This is a genomic window from Streptococcus sp. CCUG 71758 (genome assembly GCF_011714815.1).
Taxonomy (GTDB): Bacteria; Bacillota; Bacilli; order Lactobacillales; family Streptococcaceae; genus Streptococcus; species Streptococcus halitosis.
On sequence record NZ_RXXO01000001.1, the window covers coordinates 414,736 to 436,248 of the forward strand.

A 21,513-nucleotide genomic window follows, 5' to 3' on the forward strand; every position below is an offset into this window, starting at 1 on the left:
GATATTCTATATATAAAATATATGTTTATAGAAATTAATCAATTAAATTTAACAGCCTATAATGTGAAACAGGAGCTATAAAATGGAAGATAAAGTAAATTATTGGATGATAGTTGCAGGTCGTGGTGGCAATGTCTGGTCCTTATTTAAAGAAGAGAATATAGCTTGCATAGATTTTGATTCTAATTTGTCTAGTATTCTAGATTATAAAAATCCTCAAGAATTGAATCAGGGAAAACAGAGAGATAAATTTATTTGGAAATTTGCTCATGACATAAAAAAAGATGATTACATAATAGCTACCACAGGATTTAAGAAAATTTTAGGAATTGGTCAATGTGTGAAACCTTATTATTTTGATGAAACAAAATCAAAGTTTAAACATTGTATTGGTGTTAATTGGTTGAAAGTAGATGGTGGATGGGAATACCAAGGTACAAAAGGTGCAAGACAAACCATCAACTGGGACAGAAACAAGGAACGTATCAATTTATATAAATCCATTCTAAATGGCACATACAGAAAAAATATAGAGAAAGTTGTTATGAATAAAAATATTAACGATTATTTAGATATATTAAGAAAATCCAAAAACCTTATCCTTCGAGGTGCATCTGGTACAGGAAAAACACACCTTGCTATTGATATTGCAAACGAATTAACAGATGGCAACAAAGATCAAATCGGCTTTGTACAGTTTCACCCATCTTATGATTATACGGATTTTGTAGAGGGTTTGAGACCGGTATCAAATGGGGATGGATCTATTGAGTTTAGGCTACAGGACGGTATTTTTAAAGATTTTTGTCAGAAAGCAAAAGAAGCCCAATTGATTGGAGGACAAGATAATTTTGATGAGGCTTGGGATTCTTACTTAGAATATATAAATGTTGCTGAAGAAAAAGAATATATAACAAAAACATCTTACTTATCTGTTAATAGTAGACAAAATTTGTCAGTAAATTATGATAGTGGTGTTCCAGGATGGTCACTACCTCGCAAATATGTTTACGAGTTGTATAAAGATAAAAATTATAATAAGCAAGAATACTACAAAAGTGGTGGAAAAACTGTCCTAGAAACATTGAGAAAGAGATTTGGTTTGAAAGACTATGTTTCCCCAACAGAAATTGACACAGACAAGAAATTCATTTTCATCATCGATGAGATTAATCGTGGGGAGATTTCTAAGATTTTTGGAGAACTATTTTTCTCTGTTGACCCTGGCTATCGTGGTCAGAAGGGGAGTGTTTCTACTCAATATGCCAATCTACACGAAAACGATGAAAAGTTTTATATCCCAGAAAATGTTTACATCATTGGAACTATGAATGATATTGACCGTTCGGTAGACACCTTTGATTTTGCAATGCGTCGTCGTTTCCGTTTTGTTGAAGTTACTGCCGAGAGTCAAGTTGCTATGTTGGATAAAGAACTGGGTATCCATGCAGAAGAAGCAAAAACTCGTCTAAGAAACTTGAACGCTGCTATCGAAAACGTTCAGGAATTAAACAGTCATTACCATATCGGACCAAGTTATTTCCTTAAGTTGAAGGATGTAGAGTTTAACTATGAATTACTCTGGTCTGATTACCTTAAACCGCTTTTGGAAGATTACTTACGAGGTTCTTATGAAGAGACTGAAACTCTGGATACATTGAAAAAAGCATTTGATCTGACAAATAACGAGCAAACAGATCTGCAAGAGACTGGTGATAATGATGCGGATAACTGATAATCAGTATAGAATCGCTAAAGAGGACTTTGTCGCAGAATATCCCAATCTAAGTCAAGCACTTCTTGATAGAACACTAGATAACCTTTCTCGAGAGGACAGTATCTTTATTTTCCCAAATGATTTGATGAATTCTCCTGATCTAGACAGGGACCAAAAGATTTTTGAAACAGTTAATCAGGAAATCAAGACAGGAAATGTAATTGGTTTTCTTGGATATGGTCAGGAAAGATTAACGATTTCCTCTCGTTTTTCTGATGAAAGTAACGACCATTTTTTGCATTATCTTTTACAAAAGGTTCTCAATATCAATCTGACTAGTTTGGATGTTGGTCTATCTCCAGAGGATAAACTCTATCAGCTTTTGATTTACCTCTTTCCCAAATATCTGCAAGCTGCTCTCCGAAAAGGTCTTTATAAGGAATACCAGCGATTTTTCCATAACGATAGTCATGTAAAAGGTGTACTAGATGTTGGAAATCATCTGAAAAAAAATCTCCCTTTTATGGGAAATATTGCCTATACTACTAGGGAATTTACCTATGATAATCCACTCATGCAGTTGATTCGACATACGATTGAGTACATAAAGAATCAGAAAAGTTTCGGAGTTCTGCTCGATAGTAATCGTGAAAATATGACAGAAATTACTCGTGTAACTCCAGCTTATAAACTAGCTAATCGTGCCAAGATTATCAGAATGAATAAAATCAAACCCATCCGACACGCCTATTTCAGAGAGTATAGAAAATTACAGGAACTCTGCTTGATGATTCTGAGTAGAGAAAAGCATGGTCTTGGACCTCAAGTCCAGATGGTACATGGTATTCTCTTTGATGTTGCCTGGCTTTGGGAAGAGTATGTTCATACCTTGTTGCAAAAAGGTTTCATCCATCCACGAAATAAAGATAAGACGAACGGAATTTCAGTATTTTCTGTTGGGAAACGAAAAGTATATCCAGATTTTTATGACAGAGAACGAAAGATTGTTTTAGATGCAAAATATAAAAAACTGGAGTTCACTGAAAGAGGAATTAACCGCGAGGACTTGTTCCAATTGATTTCCTATTCTTATATTTTAAAAGCTGAGAAAGCTGGACTGATTTTTCCTAGTATGGAGCGGTCAGTAAATAGTGAAATAGGGGAAATAGCTGGCTATGGAGCCCAATTGAAGAAGTGGTCTATTCGAATCCCTCAGAATGCTTCATCCTATAGTGCATTTTGTAAAATGATGGAAAATTCAGAAGAAAATTTTAAAGCGATTATTGATGAAGAAGTGGGGAGAAAGTAATCTCTTCGCTTTTTTGCTATTTATAGAAGTAATTTCCGAACAATATAATTTGATTATTGAAAATATTTGACAAAAACTGTACTTTAGTTTATAATAAATCAAGGAAACGTCAGAAAAGATGTAGGGGTGCGCAAGCATAGGTAGGTCATTATAAAAGAAACGAGACATCGATATGTTAAATGAATTTCCAATTTTTGATTACGAAGATATTCAGTTGATCCCAAATAAATGTGTCATTAAAAGCCGTGCAGAAGCAGACACGAGTGTCACACTTGGAAATCACACTTTCAAACTACCTGTTGTGCCAGCAAATATGCAGACGATTTTGGATGAGAACGTAGCAGAGCAACTGGCTAAAGGTGGCTACTTCTACATTATGCATCGTTTTGATGAGGCTGGGCGCATTCCTTTTATCAAACGCATGCACGATCAAGGACTCATTGCTTCTATTTCAGTCGGTGTCAAGGATTACGAGTATGATTTTGTTAGCCAACTCAAGGCTGATGCTCCTGAGTATATCACGATTGACATTGCTCATGGTCATGCGGATAGCGTGATTTCTATGATTCAACACATCAAGAAAGAATTACCAGACACTTTTGTCATTGCTGGTAACGTAGGAACACCAGAAGCTGTGCGTGAATTGGAAAATGCCGGTGCGGATGCTACTAAGGTTGGAATCGGTCCTGGTAAGGTTTGTATCACCAAAGTTAAGACAGGTTTTGGTACAGGTGGCTGGCAATTGGCTGCCCTACGTTGGTGTGCTAAGGCTGCGCGTAAACCGATCATTGCTGATGGTGGTATTCGTACCCATGGTGATATAGCCAAGTCTATCCGTTTCGGTGCTAGCATGGTCATGATTGGTTCCCTTTTTGCAGGACATATCGAAAGCCCAGGAAAGACAATCGAAGTCGATGGGGAACAGTTCAAAGAATACTATGGTTCAGCTTCACAGTATCAAAAAGGAGCCTATAAAAATGTGGAAGGCAAACGCATTTTGCTTCCTGCCAAAGGGCATTTGCAAGACACCCTTACTGAGATGGAGCAAGATTTACAAAGTGCTATCTCTTATGCAGGTGGACGCAGGCTTGCTGACCTTAAACACGTTGATTATGTTATCGTAAAAAACTCTATCTGGAATGGAGATGCTTCCCATTAATGGACGCTTAGTCTACCCATGAAAAAACTTGTTATTAGAGCAAATTTTTGTTATAATAAGACAAGTTTCCACCCTTAGTGTAATGGATATCACGTAAGATTCCGGTTCTTGAGATGGGGGTTCGATTCCCTCAGGGTGGATGTAAATAGCCCAAGAAAGCCTTAAATAAGGCTTTTTCTTTATCTCGCCCCAAATTTGCCCCTAAAATTAAAAATTTTATTCTAAAAAATGCTCAAATCCCCTCTAGTCCCGTTTTAAAGTGACTCAGGGGGCTTTTTTTGATATAATAAAAGAGACTGTTATCAGTTAGAAAGAGGTTGGTATGAAAGAATTACAAACTGTACTAAAGAAGCGTTTTGCGATCGAATTTGCAGATAAAAACTTACTAGAAACGGCCTTTACTCATACGAGTTATGCCAATGAGCACCGCCTCTTAAAAATTTCACACAATGAGCGCTTGGAATTTTTAGGAGACGCTGTTCTGCAATTATTGATTTCAGAATATCTCTATAAAAAATATCCTAAGAAACCAGAGGGAGATTTGTCCAAACTCCGTGCTATGATTGTCCGTGAGGAGAGTTTGGCTGGTTTTGCGCGTGATTGCCAGTTTGATCAGTTTATCAAGCTAGGAAAAGGAGAAGAAAAGTCTGGTGGGCGCAATCGTGACACCATTCTTGGAGATGCCTTTGAAGCCTTTCTGGGAGCGTTGCTTTTAGACAAGGATGTTGCTAGGGTAAAAGAGTTTATCTATCAAGTCATGATCCCCAAGGTTGAAGCAGGTGACTTTGAAATGATTAAGGATTACAAGACACACCTGCAAGAGTTGCTCCAAGTCAATGGAGATGTGGATATTCGCTACCAGGTGACCTCTGAAACGGGACCTGCTCATGATAAGGTTTTTGATGTAGAAGTTCTGGTTGAGGGCAAGAGTATCGGAAAAGGTCAAGGCCGTTCTAAAAAATTGGCAGAGCAAGAGGCCGCAAAAAATGCCGTTGAGAAAGGGCTTGATTCATGTATTTAAAGGAAATTGAGATCCAGGGATTCAAGTCCTTTGCTGACAAGACAAAGGTCGTCTTTGACCAAGGTGTGACAGCTGTCGTTGGGCCCAATGGTTCTGGGAAGTCAAATATCACAGAAAGTTTGCGATGGGCCTTGGGAGAGTCTAGTGTCAAGAGTCTTCGTGGAGGCAAGATGCCCGACGTTATCTTTGCTGGAACTGAAAGCCGCAAACCACTCAATTACGCCTCTGTTATCGTGACCTTGGACAATGAAGATGGCTTCATCAAGGATGCAGGGCAAGTCATTAAGGTAGAACGCCATATCTATCGTAGTGGAGATAGCGAGTATCGAATTGATGGCAAGAAAGTGCGCTTGCGTGATATTCATGACCTCTTCTTGGATACAGGTTTGGGTCGGGATTCCTTCTCCATCATTTCCCAAGGGAAGGTTGAGGAAATTTTTAACTCCAAGCCCGAAGAACGCCGTGCTATTTTTGAAGAAGCTGCTGGAGTTTTAAAATACAAGACTCGTAGAAAAGAAACAGAGAGCAAACTGCAACAAACTCAGGACAATCTAGACCGCTTAGAGGACATTATCTATGAGTTGGACAATCAAATCAAGCCCCTTGCAAAACAAGCCGAAAATGCTCGTAAGTTTCTTGACTTGGATGGTCAACGTAAAGCAATTTACTTGGATGTACTGGTTGCCCAAATCAAGGAAAACAAGACTGAACTAGAGCTGACAGAAGAAGAGCTAACGCAAGTTCAGGAACTTTTGACTAGCTATTACCAAAAGCGTGAAGAGTTAGAAGAGGAAAATCAAAGTCTTAAAAAGAAACGCCAAGATCTCCAAGCTGAAATGGCTAAAGACCAAGGGAGCTTAATGGATTTGACTAGTTTGATTAGTGACATAGAGCGAAAACTAGCCCTTTCAAAACTGGAATCTGAGCAAGTAGCCCTCAATCAACAAGAAGCACAAGCCCGTTTGGCGACTTTAGAAGACAAGAGAAAAGCGCTAAGTAAAGAAAAATCTGAAAAAGAAGCGAACTTGGCACAGTTAGAGGAAAATCTATCTGAAAACAACAAGGAACTCAATCGTTTAGAAGCAGAATTGCTAGCTTTTTCAGATGATCCTGACCAGATGATCGAGCTCTTGCGCGAACGCTTTGTCGCTCTTTTACAAGAAGAAGCGGATGTCTCAAACCAACTGACCCGCATCGAGAATGAACTGGAGAACAGCCGTCAACTATCTCAAAAACAAGCAGATCAACTTGAGAAACTGAAAGAACAACTGGCTACAGCTAAAGAAAAGGCAAGTCAGCAAGAGGCTGAACTTGAAACTGCTAAGGAGCAGGTTCAGAAATTATTGGCTGACTACCAAGCTGGTGCCAAAGAGCAAGAGGAAAAGAAAGTTTCTTACCAAGCCCAGCAGAGCCAACTCTTTGATCGTCTGGATAGTCTCAAAAACAAACAGGCTAGAGCACAGAGTTTGGAAAACATCCTAAGAAATCATAGTAATTTTTATGCGGGTGTTAAGAGTGTTCTCCAAGAAAAAGACCGCTTAGGTGGGATTATTGGTGCAGCTAGTGAACATTTGACCTTTGATGTGCATTATCAAACTGCTTTGGAGATTGCACTTGGAGCTAGCAGTCAGCATATCATCGTAGAAGATGAAAATGCGGCAACCAATGCGATTAATTTCCTAAAACGTAACAGAGCTGGTCGTGCGACCTTTCTTCCATTGACAACGATCAAAGCGCGTACGATTTCTAGTCAGAATCAAGATGCTATCGCAGCAAGTCCAGGCTTCCTTGGCATGGCAGATGAGTTGGTGTCATTTGATAAGAGACTAGAAGCCATTTTCAAAAACTTGCTAGCCACAACGGCTATCTTTGATACCGTAGAACATGCGCGTGCAGCTGCTCGTCAAGTTCGCTATCAGGTTCGCATGGTGACGCTTGATGGGACAGAGTTGCGCACAGGTGGTTCCTACGCGGGTGGTGCCAATCGTCAGAATAACAGTATCTTCATCAAGCCAGAGCTGGAACAATTACAAAAAGAAATTGCTGAAGAAGAAGCTGACTTACGGTCAGAAGAAGCGACTTTGAAGACCTTGCAAGATGAGATGGTAGTATTAACAGAAAGATTAGAAGCTATCAAATCTCAGGGTGAGCAAGCTCGTATTCAGGAGCAAGGTTTGTATCTTGCTTATCAACAAACCAATCAGCAGGTCGAAGAACTGGAAACGCTTTGGAAACTTCAAGAAGAGGAATTAAATCGCCTTACTGAAGGAGATTGGCAAGCGGATAAGGAAAAATGCCAAGAGCGCCTTGCTACTATCGCCAGTGAAAAGCAAAATCTGGAAGCTGAGATTGAAGAGATTAAGTCTAACAAAAACGCTATTCAAGAACGCTATCAAAACTTGCAGGAACAAGTAGCGCAAGCACGCTTGCTTAAGTCCGAACTGCAAGGACAAAAGCGGTATGAAGTGACTGATATTGAACGCTTAGGTAAGGAATTAGATAACCTCAATCTTGAACAAGAAGAAATCCAGCGTCTCCTCCAAGAAAAGGTTGATAATCTTGAGAAGGTTGATACGGATTTGCTAAGTCAGCAGGTGGAAGAGGCCAAAACTCAGAAAACAAATCTCCAACAAGGTTTGATTCGCAAGCAGTTTGAGTTGGATGATATCGAGGGTCAGCTGGATGATATTGCCAGCCATTTGGATCAAGCTCGTAAGCAGAACGAAGAGTGGATTCGCAAGCAAACACGTGCTGAAGCTAAGAAGGAAAAGGTCAGCGAACGCTTGCGCTATCTACAAGCTCAATTAACTGACCAGTACCAGATTAGCTACAATGAGGCTCTAGAAAAGGCTCATGAACTGGAAAATCTAACTCTGGCGGAGCAAGAGGTTAAGGATTTAGAGAAGGCTATTCGCTCGCTGGGTCCTGTCAACTTGGACGCTATTGACCAGTACGAAGAGGTTCACAACCGTCTGGATTTCCTCAATAGCCAACGAGATGATATTTTGTCTGCGAAAAACCTGCTCCTTGAGACCATCACAGAGATGAATGATGAGGTTAAGGAACGCTTTAAATCAACCTTTGAGGCGATTCGTGAGTCCTTTAAAGTGACCTTTAGACAGATGTTTGGTGGAGGTCAGGCAGACTTGATATTAACTGAGGGTGACCTTTTAACAGCTGGTGTGGAGATTTCTGTTCAACCACCAGGTAAGAAAATCCAGTCTCTTAACCTCATGAGTGGTGGTGAAAAAGCCCTATCAGCTCTGGCTCTGCTCTTCTCCATTATCCGTGTTAAGACCATTCCTTTTGTTATCTTGGACGAGGTAGAGGCGGCGCTGGACGAAGCCAATGTCAAACGCTTTGGGGACTATCTCAATCGCTTTGACAAGGATAGTCAGTTTATCGTCGTGACCCACCGTAAGGGGACGATGGCGGCAGCGGACTCTATCTATGGAGTTACCATGCAAGAATCAGGTGTTTCTAAGATTGTTTCGGTTAAGTTAAAAGATTTGGAAGAAACAATAGACTAGTTACTAAACGATAGCATCTCTTAGGAGGTGCTATTTTTTAAAACTAAAGCGCTAAATTTTCTCTTACGGTCGGTTCAGGCGCAAAAAACGACATTTGGGATTTCCTTTTAGCGAAAAGACTTTCTCTATGATATAATAGTTTCATGATTACAACAGTACCTATTAAGAACGAAAAAGACATTGCAGTACCGGGAAAAACAGTCCTTGTATTAGGTTATTTTGATGGCATCCACAAGGGGCACCAGAAACTTTTTGAAGTAGCCAGTAAGGCTTCAATGAAGGATTATCTGCCAGTTGTCGTGATGACCTTTACAGAGTCGCCAAAACTTGCCTTACAACCTTATCAACCTGAGCTCATGCTCCATATCGTCAATCACGAGGAACGGGAGCACAAGATGAAGTGGCATGGGGTAGAGGCTCTTTTCCTACTTGACTTTAGTAGCAAATTTGCTAGTTTAACGGGTCAAGAATTCTTTGATACCTATGTTCGAGCTTTAAAACCAGCCATTATCGTAGCAGGATTTGATTACACGTTTGGTTCAGATAAGAAAACTGCGGATGATCTGAAGGATTATTTTGATGGAGAGATCATCATTGTTCCTCCGGTTGAGGACGAAAAGGGAAAGATTAGTTCCACACGGATTCGCCAAGCTATTCTTGATGGAGATGTCAGGGAAGTCAATCATCTTCTCGGCACACCGCTTCCAACTCGCGGAATGGTCGTTCACGGAAATGCTCGTGGGCGTACTATCGGTTATCCAACAGCCAACCTAGTCCTAAGAGATCGAACTTATATGCCAGCAGATGGTGTTTACGTAGTCGATGTAGAAGTACAACGTCAGAGATATCGTGGCATGGCAAGCGTTGGGAAAAATGTTACTTTCGATGGAGAAGAGCCACGTTTTGAAGTCAATATTTTTGACTTTTCAGATGATATTTATGGTGAGACTGTCATGGTCTACTGGCTGGACCGTGTTCGCGATATGGTCAAATTTGACTCCGTAGAGGAATTGGTAGACCAACTCCAGAAAGACGAAGAGATTGCTCGGAACTGGAAGGATGGAGAGTAGAAAAGTTTAAAAAAGTGAACCATATTTTGTGTTTGCTTTTTTATTTTTGAAAGAAATTTTATAGCGAGAAACATAATTGAAGGTTGATTGAAAATCTGTTAAAATAGTGATATTCATAACTTTAAAACCAAAGAAAAGAGACTAGTATGATTACAGGCGAATTAAAAAATAAAATTGATCAGCTATGGGAAATGCTGTGGACTGAAGGAAATACAAATCCTCTAACAAATATTGAATATATGATAGAAAGAGCAAAATCACAATTGGCAATTCAAAAATCTCTGGAAGAATTGGAAACCTTGAAAAAATCACTTATGCTGAGTATTCCGGTTAAGCTCTGATATGAAATAGTAGTTTTACACTATCATTGTAATTACCGTAATTATTTGTTATAATACTTCAAAGGAGGAAATAAGATGGTCGTAAAAACAAGAAAACAAGGAAATTCAATCACCATTACAATTCCAAGCGAATTCAATATTCCAAGTGGTGTTAAATATGAAGCAAAATTGTTACCAAGTGGCGAAATTATCTTTACTCCTGAAGAATTGGATCATCAGGTCTCTTATGTTTCTGATGATGCCTTTAACTTAAAATTGGATACAATTTTTGAAGAATACGACGATGTTTTCAAAGCTTTGGTGGAAAAATGACAGTCTATCTAACAGAAAAGCAAATTGAAAAAATCAATGCTTTAGTAATTCAACGGTATTCTCCAAATGAGCAAATTCAAACAGTTAGCTCTTCAGCGTTAAATATGATTGTGAATTTACCAGAACAATTTGTTTTTGGCAAGCCTCTTTATCCAACAATTTTTGATAAAGCAACAATATTATTTGTCCAATTGATAAAGAAGCATGTCTTTGCAAACGCCAATAAACGAACAGCTTTCTTTGTTTTGGTGAAGTTTTTACAATTAAATGGTTATCACTTTACTGTTTCCGTGGAAGAAGCGGTTGATATGTGCGTGACTATAGCGGTAGAAGCTTTAACTGATGAAAGAATGATAAGCTACTCTAAATGGGTTTCTGAACATTCTATCAGAGAAATGATCAAAAAATAAGATAGTACGCTGGATTGAAATGAGCATAAGAAAAAATGAAAAGACAATATTAGAATTCTGTAATGCAGAAACTCTGATATTGCCTCTTTTTATTAAAACACACGATAGACATAAGGATTTTCTGGTTTGTCTACTTTTGTGAAACTCTCAACTTCCAGTGTTGGGAGTTTTTGTTTGAGTTCTTTGTGGTAGTGGAGGGTCAGGGTTCCTCTAGCGCTAATCCAAGTATTGTCAGGATACTGGCGTGAGTTCCCCTTTGTCAAGAGTCCATATACACCAGAATCGGCGATACAGTGGATGATTCCAAAGCGAAAGAGGAACTGGCTATCTGGATGGCTAGGATCGTTATAGACAAAGCCTGTAAATTCGATTTTCTTTCCTTCAAACTCTTGAGGGTAGTCATAGAGAACTTCCATGACCTCCATATAGTTTTCATCAGTGATTTGAATGGTTGGTTGGGTGAGGTATTTGTCAGCTGTAGACCTCATTTCCTTTTCATAAGCAGATTTGGAAAAATAGGTGCTGGTATCGGGTTTGAGGTATTGACTGGATGTTCCTTCGCTTGCCTGAATAGCAGTATCGATTCCCTCAGCAAGTGGGAAATGGTATCCCTTAGCAGAGACGGTTCTCGAGTCCAAACTTACTGTCGGAAAGGCAACCCCAATCAACAGAGGTAGTGACAGTAAAAGGAGGCTGATTCGTCTAGCTCGACGACTTTCTAAATGGCTGCGAGAGTTGATTTTCTTGATCCAGATATAGAATTGGACCAGAGCCAATAGAAGAGAAAGGAGCATGGAAATATAGACTAGATAGGAATAGTGGAGGTTAATGTAGTGACTGAGCTTGCCAGAAAGCTGCAGATACAGAGTTAGGGCAAAATAACCCAGTAAAATGAAAAATCGCATCATAGCAACACTCCAAACATGTAAGAATAAAGCAAGACAAGCACTGTCACAATACCCATAAATTGCCAGATGAAGCGCACTTTGAGATAGTGTTTCATCATGAGGAGATTTTTGATATCAAGCATGGGGCCTATGATCAGAAAGGCAAGGACTGGCGCTAGGCCGAAGCTCGAGAGGAGAGAAGCTCCGATAAAGGCGTCCGCCTCGCTACAAAGAGAGAGGAGAAAGGCTAGAAACATGAGCAAGAGAATCGCAAGGACTGGACTTGCACTGATAGAGGTCAAGATCCGAGTCGGGACATAGACCTGCACGATAGCCGCAAAGAGACAGCCAAAGACCAAGTAACGCCCCATATCGAAAAACTCATCAATAGCTTGTATAAAGATCTGAAACACTTTTCTAGCGGGACCCAAGTGTGAAAAGTCATGTTCATGGCAAGCGATAGGATTCTCTTTTTGAATGGGTTCCTTCCAGAAAAATCCTAGGAAAATCCCCAGAATCAAAGCAATCACAATAGCTCCCAGAGCTCGCAAGAAGGCAAGTTTTATTGAATTGCCAAAGGCAGAATATGTGGCGAAAAGAACGATAGGATTGATGATGGGAGCAGTCACCAGAAAAGGAACCGCTGTGTAGCTGGGCACTTTCTTTTCCAGAAAACGATTGATAATCGGAACGATACCACATTCGCAAGAAGGAAAGAGAAAGCCAATGAAGGTACCAAAAAAGATCCTCCCCCAACGATTGCGAGGGAGAAACTCATAAACTTTATCAGGTGTGATATAGACCTCAATCAACCCCGAAATTAGACTCCCAATCAAGACAAAAGGAAGGGCTTCAATCATGATAGAGAGAAAAATAGCCCCTGCTTGTAAGATGCTAGGAGGAAGAGATTGGAAAACAGCCATCTATTTTTTCTTCTCAACTTTTTCTTTTTTGTTTTTGTCATCTGGAAAAGTGACTTGTGTTAAGTCAGGAAGTTTGGCGAATTCTTCAAACATCTTGTCCAAATCATCCGTTTTTGTAAATTTAACAGCCATGGGCCTACCTCTTTTCTACATTCTACCTCTATTATACTATTATTTTACGGAAATGGGGTTATTTTGATAATTAAAGAGGTAAAAATGGGTAAGGCAAAACAAGAGCTGTTCCTTATGGTATAATAGATTCATGGATAAAAAATACGAAAAAATTTCCCAAGATTTGGGTGTAACCTTAAAGCAAATCGATACCGTTCTAAGTTTGACGGCAGAAGGGGCGACGATTCCTTTCATCGCCCGTTATCGCAAGGACATGACTGGTAGTCTGGATGAGGTGGCGATTAAGGCCATTATCGACTTGGATAAAAGTCTGACAAATCTCAACGACCGTAAAGAAGCTGTCTTGGCTAAGATTCAAGAACAAGGCAAACTAACCAAGGAATTAGAAGAAGCTATTTTGGCAGCTGAAAAATTAGCAGACGTTGAAGAACTCTATCTTCCTTATAAGGAAAAACGTCGAACCAAGGCAACTATTGCCCGAGAAGCTGGACTCTTTCCTCTCGCCCGCTTGATCTTGCAGAATGTAGATGGTTTAGAGAAAGAAGCTGAGAAGTTTGTCTGTGAAGGATTTGCGACTGGTCAAGAAGCCTTGGCTGGTGCGGTTGATATCTTGGTCGAAGCCTTATCCGAAGATGTCAATCTACGTGCTATGACCTATCAGGAAGTGCTGAGACACTCTAAAATCACTTCGCAAGTCAAGGATGAAAGTCTCGATGAAAAACAAGTTTTTCAGATATATTACGATTTTTCAGAGACAGTTGGCAACATGCAGGGTTATCGTACCTTGGCCCTCAATCGTGGTGAGAAACTAGGTGTCTTAAAAGTCGGTTTTGAGCACGCGTCAGATCGTATTCTTGCTTTCTTTGCTGCCCGTTTCAAGGTGAAAAATGCCTATATAGATGAAGTTGTTCAACAGTCAGTTAAGAAAAAGGTCTTGCCTGCTATCGAACGACGCATTCGGACAGAATTAACTGAGAAAGCAGAAGAAGGAGCTATCCAACTCTTTTCTGACAACCTGCGCAATCTTCTCTTGGTTGCTCCGCTGAAAGGGCGCGTGGTTCTAGGATTTGACCCTGCCTTTCGTACAGGTGCCAAACTTGCTGTCGTTGATACAACAGGTAAAATGTTGACAACCCAAGTCATTTATCCAGTAAAACCAGCATCAGCTCGTCAGATTGAAGAAGCAAAGAAAGATTTGTCGGACTTGATTGGTCAATACGGTGTGGAAATTATTGCTATCGGAAATGGAACTGCCAGTCGTGAAAGTGAAGCCTTTGTGGCGGAAGTTCTTAAAGATTTTCCAGAAGTCAGCTATGTTATCGTCAATGAAAGTGGCGCTTCTGTCTACTCTGCCAGCGAACTTGCGCGTCAGGAATTTCCAGAATTAACCGTTGAAAAACGCTCTGCTATCTCTATTGCCCGTCGTTTGCAAGATCCCCTCGCTGAATTGGTTAAAATTGATCCTAAGTCAATCGGTGTAGGCCAATACCAACACGATGTCAGTCAGAAGAAACTGTCTGAGAGTCTGGACTTTGTCGTCGATACCGTAGTTAACCAAGTCGGTGTCAATGTCAATACAGCCAGCCCAGCTCTTCTTTCCCACGTAGCTGGACTAAATAAAACCATTTCTGAAAATATTGTCAAATACCGTGAGGAAGAAGGAAAAATCACTTCACGTTCTCAAATCAAGAAGGTTCCTCGTCTCGGTGCCAAAGCCTTTGAGCAGGCTGCTGGTTTCCTCCGTATCCCTGAAAGTAGCAATATTCTTGATAATACTGGAGTTCACCCAGAAAACTATGCTGCAGTTAAGGAGCTCTTCAAACGCTTGGATATCAAGGACTTAAATGAAGAAGCACAAAATAAGCTTAAGTCCCTTTCTGTCAAGGAAATGGCGCAAGAACTAGACCTTGGACCAGAAACCCTTAAAGATATCATTGCTGACCTCCTAAAACCGGGTCGTGATTTCCGTGATTCTTTTGATGCTCCAGTTCTCCGTCAAGATGTTCTGGATATCAAGGATCTCGTTATCGGACAGAAGCTTGAAGGTGTGGTCCGTAATGTCGTTGACTTCGGTGCCTTCGTTGATATCGGGATTCACGAAGACGGCCTCATTCATATTTCTCATATGAGTCGCAAATTTATCAAACATCCCAGCCAAGTGGTGTCTGTTGGAGATTTGGTAACGGTTTGGGTTAAGAAAATCGATACTGAACGTGAAAAAGTTAATCTGTCGCTCCTAGCTCCAGATGAAACTGACTGAGTACGTTCAGTCCGTTTCCCTCGAAGACTTTGGTAGACCTTTTACACACCAAGCCCAATGGAATTCTCGTCTGCGAACGACAGGTGGGCGATTTTTCCCTAAAGATGGGCATTTGGATTTTAATCCCAAGGTCTATAATGAACTTGGTTTGGAGGTTTTTCGGAAAATCGTGCGCCATGAACTCTGTCACTATCACCTTTATTTTCAGAAAAAGGGGTATCGGCATAAGGACCGAGATTTTAAGGAACTTTTGAAAGAAGTGGATGGACTACGCTTTGTTCCCCCTTTGAGAGCCCAAAGTAATTTCCTAGTTTATCAGTGTCAATCCTGCCAGCAACGCTATCAACGAAAGAGGAAGATTGATACCAAGTGCTATCGCTGTGGCGTCTGCCGTGGTAAACTCGTCATCCTAAATCGGCCTAAGGACTGATGTTTGTGCCCCCGTTTCATGATATACTACTTGTAAGAATACCGAAAGAGGAACAAATCATGAATACAAAATTTTATAAAATGAAACGAAATAGTATGGTATCGGGAGTTTTAGCTGGTTTATCAGACAAGTGGAATTTTGATGTAACTCTAGTCCGCTTTCTCTTTGCCATTTTTACCATATCAAATTTTGGGATTGGTGTGATTATCTACATCATCCTCGCCTCTATTCTGCCAACTAAGGAAGAGATTGAAGCAGAAATGTACGGAACAGGACCACGCAAACGTAAGGATGCTGAGGCCATTTATGACAATGATGGACGGTTTTGGTGAGTCGGATTTGGAAATAGTTTATAGATGATTTCCTTGTTTCTTGAAGAAATTAGAAAAAGTAGTGAATCCTAACCCTTGCATCCGCAAGGGTTTTCTTCTTGCCTTTCTTTTATGGTAAAATATTGATAGCGAAATTGCTTGATATTCTTCAATCTTACAAAAATGTAAGATTAAAGTCTCTTTTGTAAGGTTAGGTTATGGCAAGCCATCTTTTTTTGCGATAAACTAGACTCATAAAGAATAAAGGAGCAAAACCATGAAAAGAATTTTACAAAAGAAAACAAGAAAACCAAGTCAAAAAGATATCGAGCGTGTTCAACTGGGATGCGCTATGATGCAAGCACAGTTTCAAATGATGGGATATTAAGAAGGAGAAAATCATGACACTTTTAGATGTAAAACACGTTCAAAAAATCTACAAAACACGTTTCCAAGGAAACCAAGTCGAAGCACTCAAAGATATTCACTTTACCGTAGAAAAGGGTGACTACGTTGCCATCATGGGTGAGTCTGGTTCAGGAAAGTCAACCCTGCTCAACATCCTAGCTATGCTGGATAAACCAACTCGAGGCCAGGTTTACCTAAACGGAACAGACACAGCCACTATTAAAAATTCACAGGCTTCGAGTTTCCGTCGGGAAAAGTTGGGATTTGTCTTCCAAGACTTTAACTTGCTAGATACCCTGTCTGTTAAGGACAATATCTTGCTTCCGCTAGTATTATCACGAAAACCTATCACAGAGATGATGAAGAAATTGGTAGTAACCGCTGAAAATCTGGGCATCAACCAATTGCAAGAGAAGTACCCTTACGAGATCTCAGGAGGTCAAAAACAGCGGGTAGCAGTAGCACGCGCCATCATCACAGAACCTGAAATTCTCCTTGCGGATGAGCCAACAGGAGCCCTTGACTCCAAGTCATCTGCAGCCTTACTCGATGTATTTGATGAAATCAATGAACGCGGTCAAACTATTCTTATGGTAACCCACTCAACGGCAGCAGCCAGCAGGGCCAAGCGCGTTCTCTTTATCAAGGACGGCATTCTTTACAACCAAATCTACCGTGGAGACAAGACAGAGCGTCAGATGTTCCAAGAAATCTCTGATACTTTGACTGTTATGGCAAGTGAGGTGAATTAGTATGTTTCGATTGACCAATAAGTTAGCGGTTTCGAACTTAATCAAAAACCGCAAACTCTACTATCCCTTTGCCCTTGCTGTTCTCTTAGCAGTGACCATCACCTATCTCTTTTACTCACTGTCACTTAATCCTAATATTGGCAAGATACGAGGGGGAGAAACTATCTCTATGACGCTTGCCCTCGGTATGGTAGTTGTTACCATCGCTTCTGGAATTATTGTCCTTTATGCCAATAGTTTTGTCATGAAGAACCGCTCCAAGGAGTTGGGTGTATATGGTATGCTGGGGCTTGAAAAGCGCCATTTGATCAGTATGGTTTTTAAGGAGCTTCTTATTTTTGGTTCCTTAACCTTGACAGCTGGTCTCGGTCTAGGAGCTCTCTTTGATAAGCTAATCTTTGCCCTCCTTTTGAAGTTAATGAATATGAAGGTAGAGCTCGTTTCGACTTTTCAACCAATTGTCTTTATCCTAGTTCTCATCGTCTTTGGAGCTATCTTCCTAGGTTTGATTTTTATCAATGCCTTTCGCATCGCACGCATGAATGCCCTTCAGCTCTCTCGTGAAAAAGCCAGTGGTGAGAAAAAAGGACGTTTCTTAGGTCTTCAAACCATTCTAGGTCTGATTAGTTTGGGAGCGGGTTACTACCTAGCGGTTACAGTTGAAAATCCACTTTCTGCTGTTCTGATTTTCTTCGTAGCAGTCTTGTTGGTAATTTTGGGAACTTATCTTCTCTTCAATGCAGGGATCACAGTTTTCCTACAAATCTTGAAGAAAAACAAGCGTTATTATTACCAACCTAACAACATGATTTCCGTATCCAATCTTATTTTCCGTATGAAGAAAAATGCGGTTGGTCTGGCGACGATTGCTATTCTTTCAACCATGGTCTTAGTGACTATGTCTGCTGCAACGAGTATCTTTAAAGGCTCTGAAACTTTCAAGAAAGTCATGAATCCACATGATTTTGGAATTACAGGACAGAATATTGAAAAAGAAGACATAAATAAACTCCTAGACCAGTATGCTAGTGATAAGGGATTGACTGTTACAAAGAAAGAAGTTCTTACATACAGTAGCTTTGGTGTGGCAAATCAAGAAGGTACGAAATTAACAATCTTTGACAAAGGTCAAAACCGTGTTCAACCGAAAACTGTTTTTATGGTCTTTGACCAAAAAGACTACGAGAATATGACGGGGCAAAAACTCGCACTTTCAGGAAAGGAAGTTGGATTGTTTACTAAAAACAAAGAACTTCAAGGACAGAAAGAACTGACTCTAAATAACCAGACCTACACGATCAAAGAAGAAATCAAAAAAGATTTTATTCTTGAACATGTCCCAAATCAGTACAATATTCTAACTTCGGACTATAACTATCTGGTTGTTCCTGACCTACAAGTCTTTCTTGACCAGCATCCTAATTCTTCCATCTTTAATCAATACTACGGTGGTATGAATGTAACAGCTAGTGAGGAAGAGCAACTCAAACTTGCCAACGACTATTCAAAATTCCTTGGTGATTTTAATAGAGAATTAAGCAAAGAAGGAAGCTATGTTTACGGAAGCAATCTGGCTGATAGTAGTGCGCAGATGAGTGCTCTCTTTGGTGGAGTCTTCTTCATCGGTATCTTCCTCTCTATCATCTTTATGGTGGGAACGGTTCTCGTCATCTACTACAAACAAATCTCTGAAGGCTATGAAGACCGTGAACGATTTATCATTTTGCAAAAAGTCGGTCTCGATCAAAAGCAAATCAAGCAAACCATTAATAAACAGGTCCTAACTGTTTTCTTCCTCCCATTGCTCTTTGCTTTCCTACACCTTGCCTTTGCCTATCATATGCTTAGCCTCATTCTAAAAGTCATTGGGGTACTAGATGCAACCATGATGTTGACTGTCACTCTGTCCATCTGTGCCATCTTCCTCATCGTCTATGTCTTGATCTTTATGATTACCTCAAGAAGCTATCGCAAGATTGTGCAAATGTAAAAAAAATACCTCGATGTTTATCGAGGTATTTCTTTTATCTTAAATGCTGAAGAGTTGTCCAAATAGGTAAGTCACTCCCATAGTTAGAAGTCCGATACAGAGGTTACGGATCATAGCAGTTTTCGTAGGAGCCTTGCCTAATTTAGCACTGGTATAGCCAGTGACGAGAAGGGAAAGGGCAACGATAAAAACAGTAGCAGGAATGCGATAGTTACTTGGAAAGATGATAATGGAAAGCATAGGAGGAAGACTTCCCAGTACAAAGGCGATAAAGCTAGAGATCGCAGCATGCCAAGGATTGGTAAACTCTTCATACTCGATACCGTATTTTTCCTCAACTAAGGCTTTGAGTGGATTTTTTAAAAAGGCCTTGTTGGTCAAGAGTTGGGCGGACGTTTCACACTCACCATTTTGAAGGTAAGCAGCATAGAGGGATTGTTTTGCAGATTCGATGTCTTTATCTAAGAGTAATTGCTCTCTAGCGACAGCGGCTTCTTCCGTATCTTTCTGAGTGGATACAGAGACATATTCGCCACCGGCCATAGAAAAAGCACCAGCGAGGATAGCGGCCAATCCTGATAAAAAGATAATCCAGATATTGATCGTCGCACTGGCAACACCTATAACGACTCCAGCAATGGAAATAATTCCATCATTGGCTCCTAGAACACCTGCGCGTAGGATATTGAGTCGGCCTGTAAAGTTAGCATCAATTTCATGTTTTATTTCTGTCATAGTCATCTCCTTTCTCTCCATTATAGAGAAAAGGGTAGGGGAATACAAACTTTTTAAACTATCTGAAAAAAGTTCTACTATTCTAATTTTTAGGCCCTTTGAAGTTTCTCCGAAAAAGTAGTGCTATCCTACTGTACTGGACCTTTTTAAACTTATCTATGGTATAATAGAAGATAGATTTATCAATTGGAGAACGAAGAATTTTATGATTAAACTTGTAGCAACCGATATGGATGGAACCTTTCTAGATGGAGCGGGTCGGTTTGATATGGAACGCCTTAAAAACGTACTTGTTTCCTACAAGGAAAAGGGGATTTATTTTGCAGTGGCTTCAGGTCGCGGTATCTTGTCCCTGAAAAAGTTGTTTGCAGATGTGCGTGATGAAGTGATTTTTATAGCTGAAAATGGGAGCTATGTTGAGTTTCATGGTGAGGATATGTATGAGGCTACTATGTCTCGGGATTTTTACTTGAATACTTTTGAAGCTTTAAAGAAATCACCCTATTTTGATGAAAGTAAAATGCTCTTGACTGGGAAAAAAGCTTGTTACGTATTAGATACAGTGGATGAGACCTATCTCATGTTTAGTCGTCACTACAATGAAAACATTCAAAAAGTAGCGAGTTTGGAAGATATCTCAGATGAGATTTTTAAATTCACTACTAACTTTACTGAAGAAACGATAGAAGTTGGTGAGGCATGGGTCAACGAAAATGTTTCTGGTGTGAAAGCCATGACCACAGGTTTTGAATCCATCGATATTGTCTTAGACTATGTTGATAAGGGTGTGGCTATTGTTGAGTTGGCAAAAAAACTTGGTCTAACAATGGATCAGGTTATGGCGTTTGGCGATAATCTCAATGACCTTCATATGATGCAGGTTGTGGGGCATCCAATCGCTCCTGAAAATGCGCGACCAGAGATTTTAGAATTAGCAGAGACAGTGATTGGCCACCATAAGGACCAATCAGTGATGACTTATATGGAGGGCTTATAATGGCAGATATTAAATTGATTGCATTGGACTTGGATGGCACCTTGCTGACAACGGATAAAAAGCTAACAGAACGTACCAAGGAGGTCCTCAAAGCTGCGCGTGATCGTGGCATCAAGGTCGTTCTGACAACAGGTCGTCCTTTGAAGGCTATGGATTTCTTTCTCCATGAGCTAGGGACTGATGGTCAGGAGGACGAGTACACCATCACCTTTAATGGTGGTCTGGTACAGAAAAATACTGGAGAGATTCTCGATAAAACCGTCTTTTCAATCGACGATGTAGTACGATTGTACGAGGAAACTGAAAAACTCGGATTACCGTTAGATGCTATTTCAGAAGGAACCGTCTATCAAATCCAGTCTGACCAAGAAAGTCTATATGCCAAGTTCAATCCAGCCCTGACCTTCGTACCTGTCGCTTTTGAAGAGCTATCTAGTCAGATGACGTATAATAAATGTGTGACAGCCTTTGCCCAAGAACCCTTGGATGCAGCCATTCAACAGATTTCTCCTGAATTGTTTGACCAATATGAAATCTTCAAATCGCGTGAACTCTTATTGGAATGGTCACCGAAAAACGTCCACAAGGCAACAGGTTTAGCGAAATTAATTAAACACTTGGGTATTGACCAAAGTCAAGTCATGGCTTGTGGGGACGAGGCCAATGACCTTTCTATGATTGAGTGGGCAGGTCTGGGAGTTGCCATGCAAAATGCAGTTCCAGCAGTTAAGGAAGTTGCTAATGTCGTTACCCCCATGACCAACGACGAGGAAGCCGTTGCCTGGGCTATTGAAGAATACGTGCTAAAGGAGAATTAAA

General features: G+C 40.3%; 20 protein-coding genes and 1 tRNA gene. 17 read left to right on the plus strand and 4 right to left on the minus strand.

Going from position 1 to position 21,513, the window contains the following annotated elements; genetic code table 11:
• Positions 1 to 82 precede the first annotated feature (82 nt).
• The 10 genes from EKB01_RS02115 (at position 83) to EKB01_RS02160 (ending at position 10,869) form a co-directional block, all read left to right on the plus strand.
• Complete coding sequence (locus EKB01_RS02115) at positions 83 to 1,735, plus strand: AAA family ATPase (protein WP_167265532.1); 1,653 nt, start codon at positions 83 to 85, stop codon at positions 1,733 to 1,735.
• The gene (locus EKB01_RS02120) at positions 1,722 to 3,026 is read left to right on the plus strand and encodes an McrC family protein (RefSeq protein WP_167265701.1); all 1,305 of its coding nucleotides are present in this window, start codon (positions 1,722 to 1,724) and stop codon (positions 3,024 to 3,026) included. The genes EKB01_RS02115 and EKB01_RS02120 overlap by 14 nt, the downstream gene beginning before the upstream one ends.
• A 172-nt stretch (positions 3,027 to 3,198) precedes the next feature.
• The gene (locus tag EKB01_RS02125; protein WP_167265534.1) at positions 3,199 to 4,185 is read left to right on the plus strand and encodes a GMP reductase; all 987 of its coding nucleotides are present in this window, start codon (positions 3,199 to 3,201) and stop codon (positions 4,183 to 4,185) included.
• Between the two features lie 68 nt (positions 4,186 to 4,253).
• Positions 4,254 to 4,325 (plus strand) — tRNA-Arg (locus tag EKB01_RS02130).
• Between the two features lie 182 nt (positions 4,326 to 4,507).
• Positions 4,508 to 5,206, plus strand: coding sequence for a ribonuclease III (rnc, locus tag EKB01_RS02135; RefSeq protein WP_000661472.1), 699 nt, complete (start codon positions 4,508 to 4,510; stop codon positions 5,204 to 5,206).
• Positions 5,197 to 8,736, plus strand: coding sequence for a chromosome segregation protein SMC (gene smc, locus EKB01_RS02140; RefSeq protein WP_167265536.1), 3,540 nt, complete (start codon positions 5,197 to 5,199; stop codon positions 8,734 to 8,736). Before rnc ends, smc begins: the two co-directional genes overlap by 10 nt.
• A 143-nt stretch (positions 8,737 to 8,879) precedes the next feature.
• Positions 8,880 to 9,806: a bifunctional riboflavin kinase/FAD synthetase gene (locus EKB01_RS02145; RefSeq protein WP_167265538.1), complete on the plus strand. Its 927-nt coding sequence runs from the start codon at positions 8,880 to 8,882 to the stop codon at positions 9,804 to 9,806.
• 146 nt (positions 9,807 to 9,952) lie between these two features.
• The gene (locus tag EKB01_RS02150) at positions 9,953 to 10,147 is read left to right on the plus strand and encodes a hypothetical protein (RefSeq protein WP_084938678.1); all 195 of its coding nucleotides are present in this window, start codon (positions 9,953 to 9,955) and stop codon (positions 10,145 to 10,147) included.
• Between the two features lie 75 nt (positions 10,148 to 10,222).
• Entirely contained in the window at positions 10,223 to 10,459 is a 237-nt protein-coding gene (locus EKB01_RS02155; protein ID WP_033585340.1) for an AbrB family transcriptional regulator, read from the plus strand.
• Positions 10,456 to 10,869, plus strand: coding sequence for a type II toxin-antitoxin system death-on-curing family toxin (locus EKB01_RS02160; RefSeq protein ID WP_167265539.1), 414 nt, complete (start codon positions 10,456 to 10,458; stop codon positions 10,867 to 10,869). Before EKB01_RS02155 ends, EKB01_RS02160 begins: the two co-directional genes overlap by 4 nt.
• A gap of 92 nt (positions 10,870 to 10,961) precedes the next feature.
• On the opposite strand, the gene EKB01_RS02165 is transcribed toward EKB01_RS02160, so the two are convergent.
• The 3 genes from EKB01_RS02165 to EKB01_RS09340 are packed head-to-tail and all read right to left on the minus strand — an operon-like array spanning position 10,962 to position 12,811.
• Positions 10,962 to 11,777 (minus strand): TIGR03943 family protein, encoded by an 816-nt coding sequence (locus EKB01_RS02165; RefSeq protein WP_167265541.1) that lies wholly within the window; start codon positions 11,775 to 11,777, stop codon positions 10,962 to 10,964.
• The gene (locus EKB01_RS02170; RefSeq protein ID WP_167265543.1) at positions 11,774 to 12,679 is read right to left on the minus strand and encodes a permease; all 906 of its coding nucleotides are present in this window, start codon (positions 12,677 to 12,679) and stop codon (positions 11,774 to 11,776) included. The genes EKB01_RS02165 and EKB01_RS02170 overlap by 4 nt, the downstream gene beginning before the upstream one ends.
• On the minus strand, positions 12,680 to 12,811 hold the full coding sequence (locus tag EKB01_RS09340; protein ID WP_000268697.1) for an SPJ_0845 family protein: 132 nt from the start codon (positions 12,809 to 12,811) through the stop codon (positions 12,680 to 12,682).
• A gap of 130 nt (positions 12,812 to 12,941) precedes the next feature.
• On the opposite strand from EKB01_RS09340, the gene EKB01_RS02175 reads away from it, so the two are divergent.
• The 5 genes from EKB01_RS02175 to EKB01_RS02195 all read left to right on the plus strand — a co-directional run bounded on the left by EKB01_RS02175 (position 12,942) and on the right by EKB01_RS02195 (position 18,962).
• Positions 12,942 to 15,071, plus strand: coding sequence for a Tex family protein (locus EKB01_RS02175; RefSeq protein WP_167265545.1), 2,130 nt, complete (start codon positions 12,942 to 12,944; stop codon positions 15,069 to 15,071).
• Positions 15,058 to 15,501, plus strand: a complete 444-nt coding sequence (locus EKB01_RS02180; RefSeq protein WP_000778613.1) for a SprT family protein — start codon at positions 15,058 to 15,060, stop codon at positions 15,499 to 15,501. The genes EKB01_RS02175 and EKB01_RS02180 overlap by 14 nt, the downstream gene beginning before the upstream one ends.
• Before the next feature lie 59 nt (positions 15,502 to 15,560).
• Complete coding sequence (locus EKB01_RS02185; RefSeq protein ID WP_001092787.1) at positions 15,561 to 15,833, plus strand: PspC domain-containing protein; 273 nt, start codon at positions 15,561 to 15,563, stop codon at positions 15,831 to 15,833.
• A gap of 380 nt (positions 15,834 to 16,213) precedes the next feature.
• A complete protein-coding gene (locus EKB01_RS02190) occupies positions 16,214 to 16,972 on the plus strand; it encodes an ABC transporter ATP-binding protein (protein ID WP_000173369.1) in 759 nt (252 codons plus the stop codon).
• 1 nt (position 16,973) lies between these two features.
• Positions 16,974 to 18,962 (plus strand): ABC transporter permease, encoded by a 1,989-nt coding sequence (locus EKB01_RS02195; protein WP_084878369.1) that lies wholly within the window; start codon positions 16,974 to 16,976, stop codon positions 18,960 to 18,962.
• A gap of 39 nt (positions 18,963 to 19,001) precedes the next feature.
• On the opposite strand, the gene EKB01_RS02200 is transcribed toward EKB01_RS02195, so the two are convergent.
• A complete protein-coding gene (locus EKB01_RS02200) occupies positions 19,002 to 19,697 on the minus strand; it encodes a VIT family protein (RefSeq protein WP_084857550.1) in 696 nt (231 codons plus the stop codon).
• 205 nt (positions 19,698 to 19,902) lie between these two features.
• Here EKB01_RS02200 and EKB01_RS02205 point away from each other — a divergent pair, with 205 nt between their 5' ends.
• Together EKB01_RS02205 and EKB01_RS02210 are read left to right on the plus strand one after the other, a co-directional pair.
• Positions 19,903 to 20,694 (plus strand): HAD family hydrolase, encoded by a 792-nt coding sequence (locus EKB01_RS02205; protein ID WP_084857547.1) that lies wholly within the window; start codon positions 19,903 to 19,905, stop codon positions 20,692 to 20,694.
• Entirely contained in the window at positions 20,694 to 21,512 is an 819-nt protein-coding gene (locus EKB01_RS02210) for a Cof-type HAD-IIB family hydrolase (RefSeq protein WP_084857544.1), read from the plus strand. The genes EKB01_RS02205 and EKB01_RS02210 overlap by 1 nt, the downstream gene beginning before the upstream one ends.
• The last annotated feature ends 1 nt before the right edge of the window (position 21,513 follow it).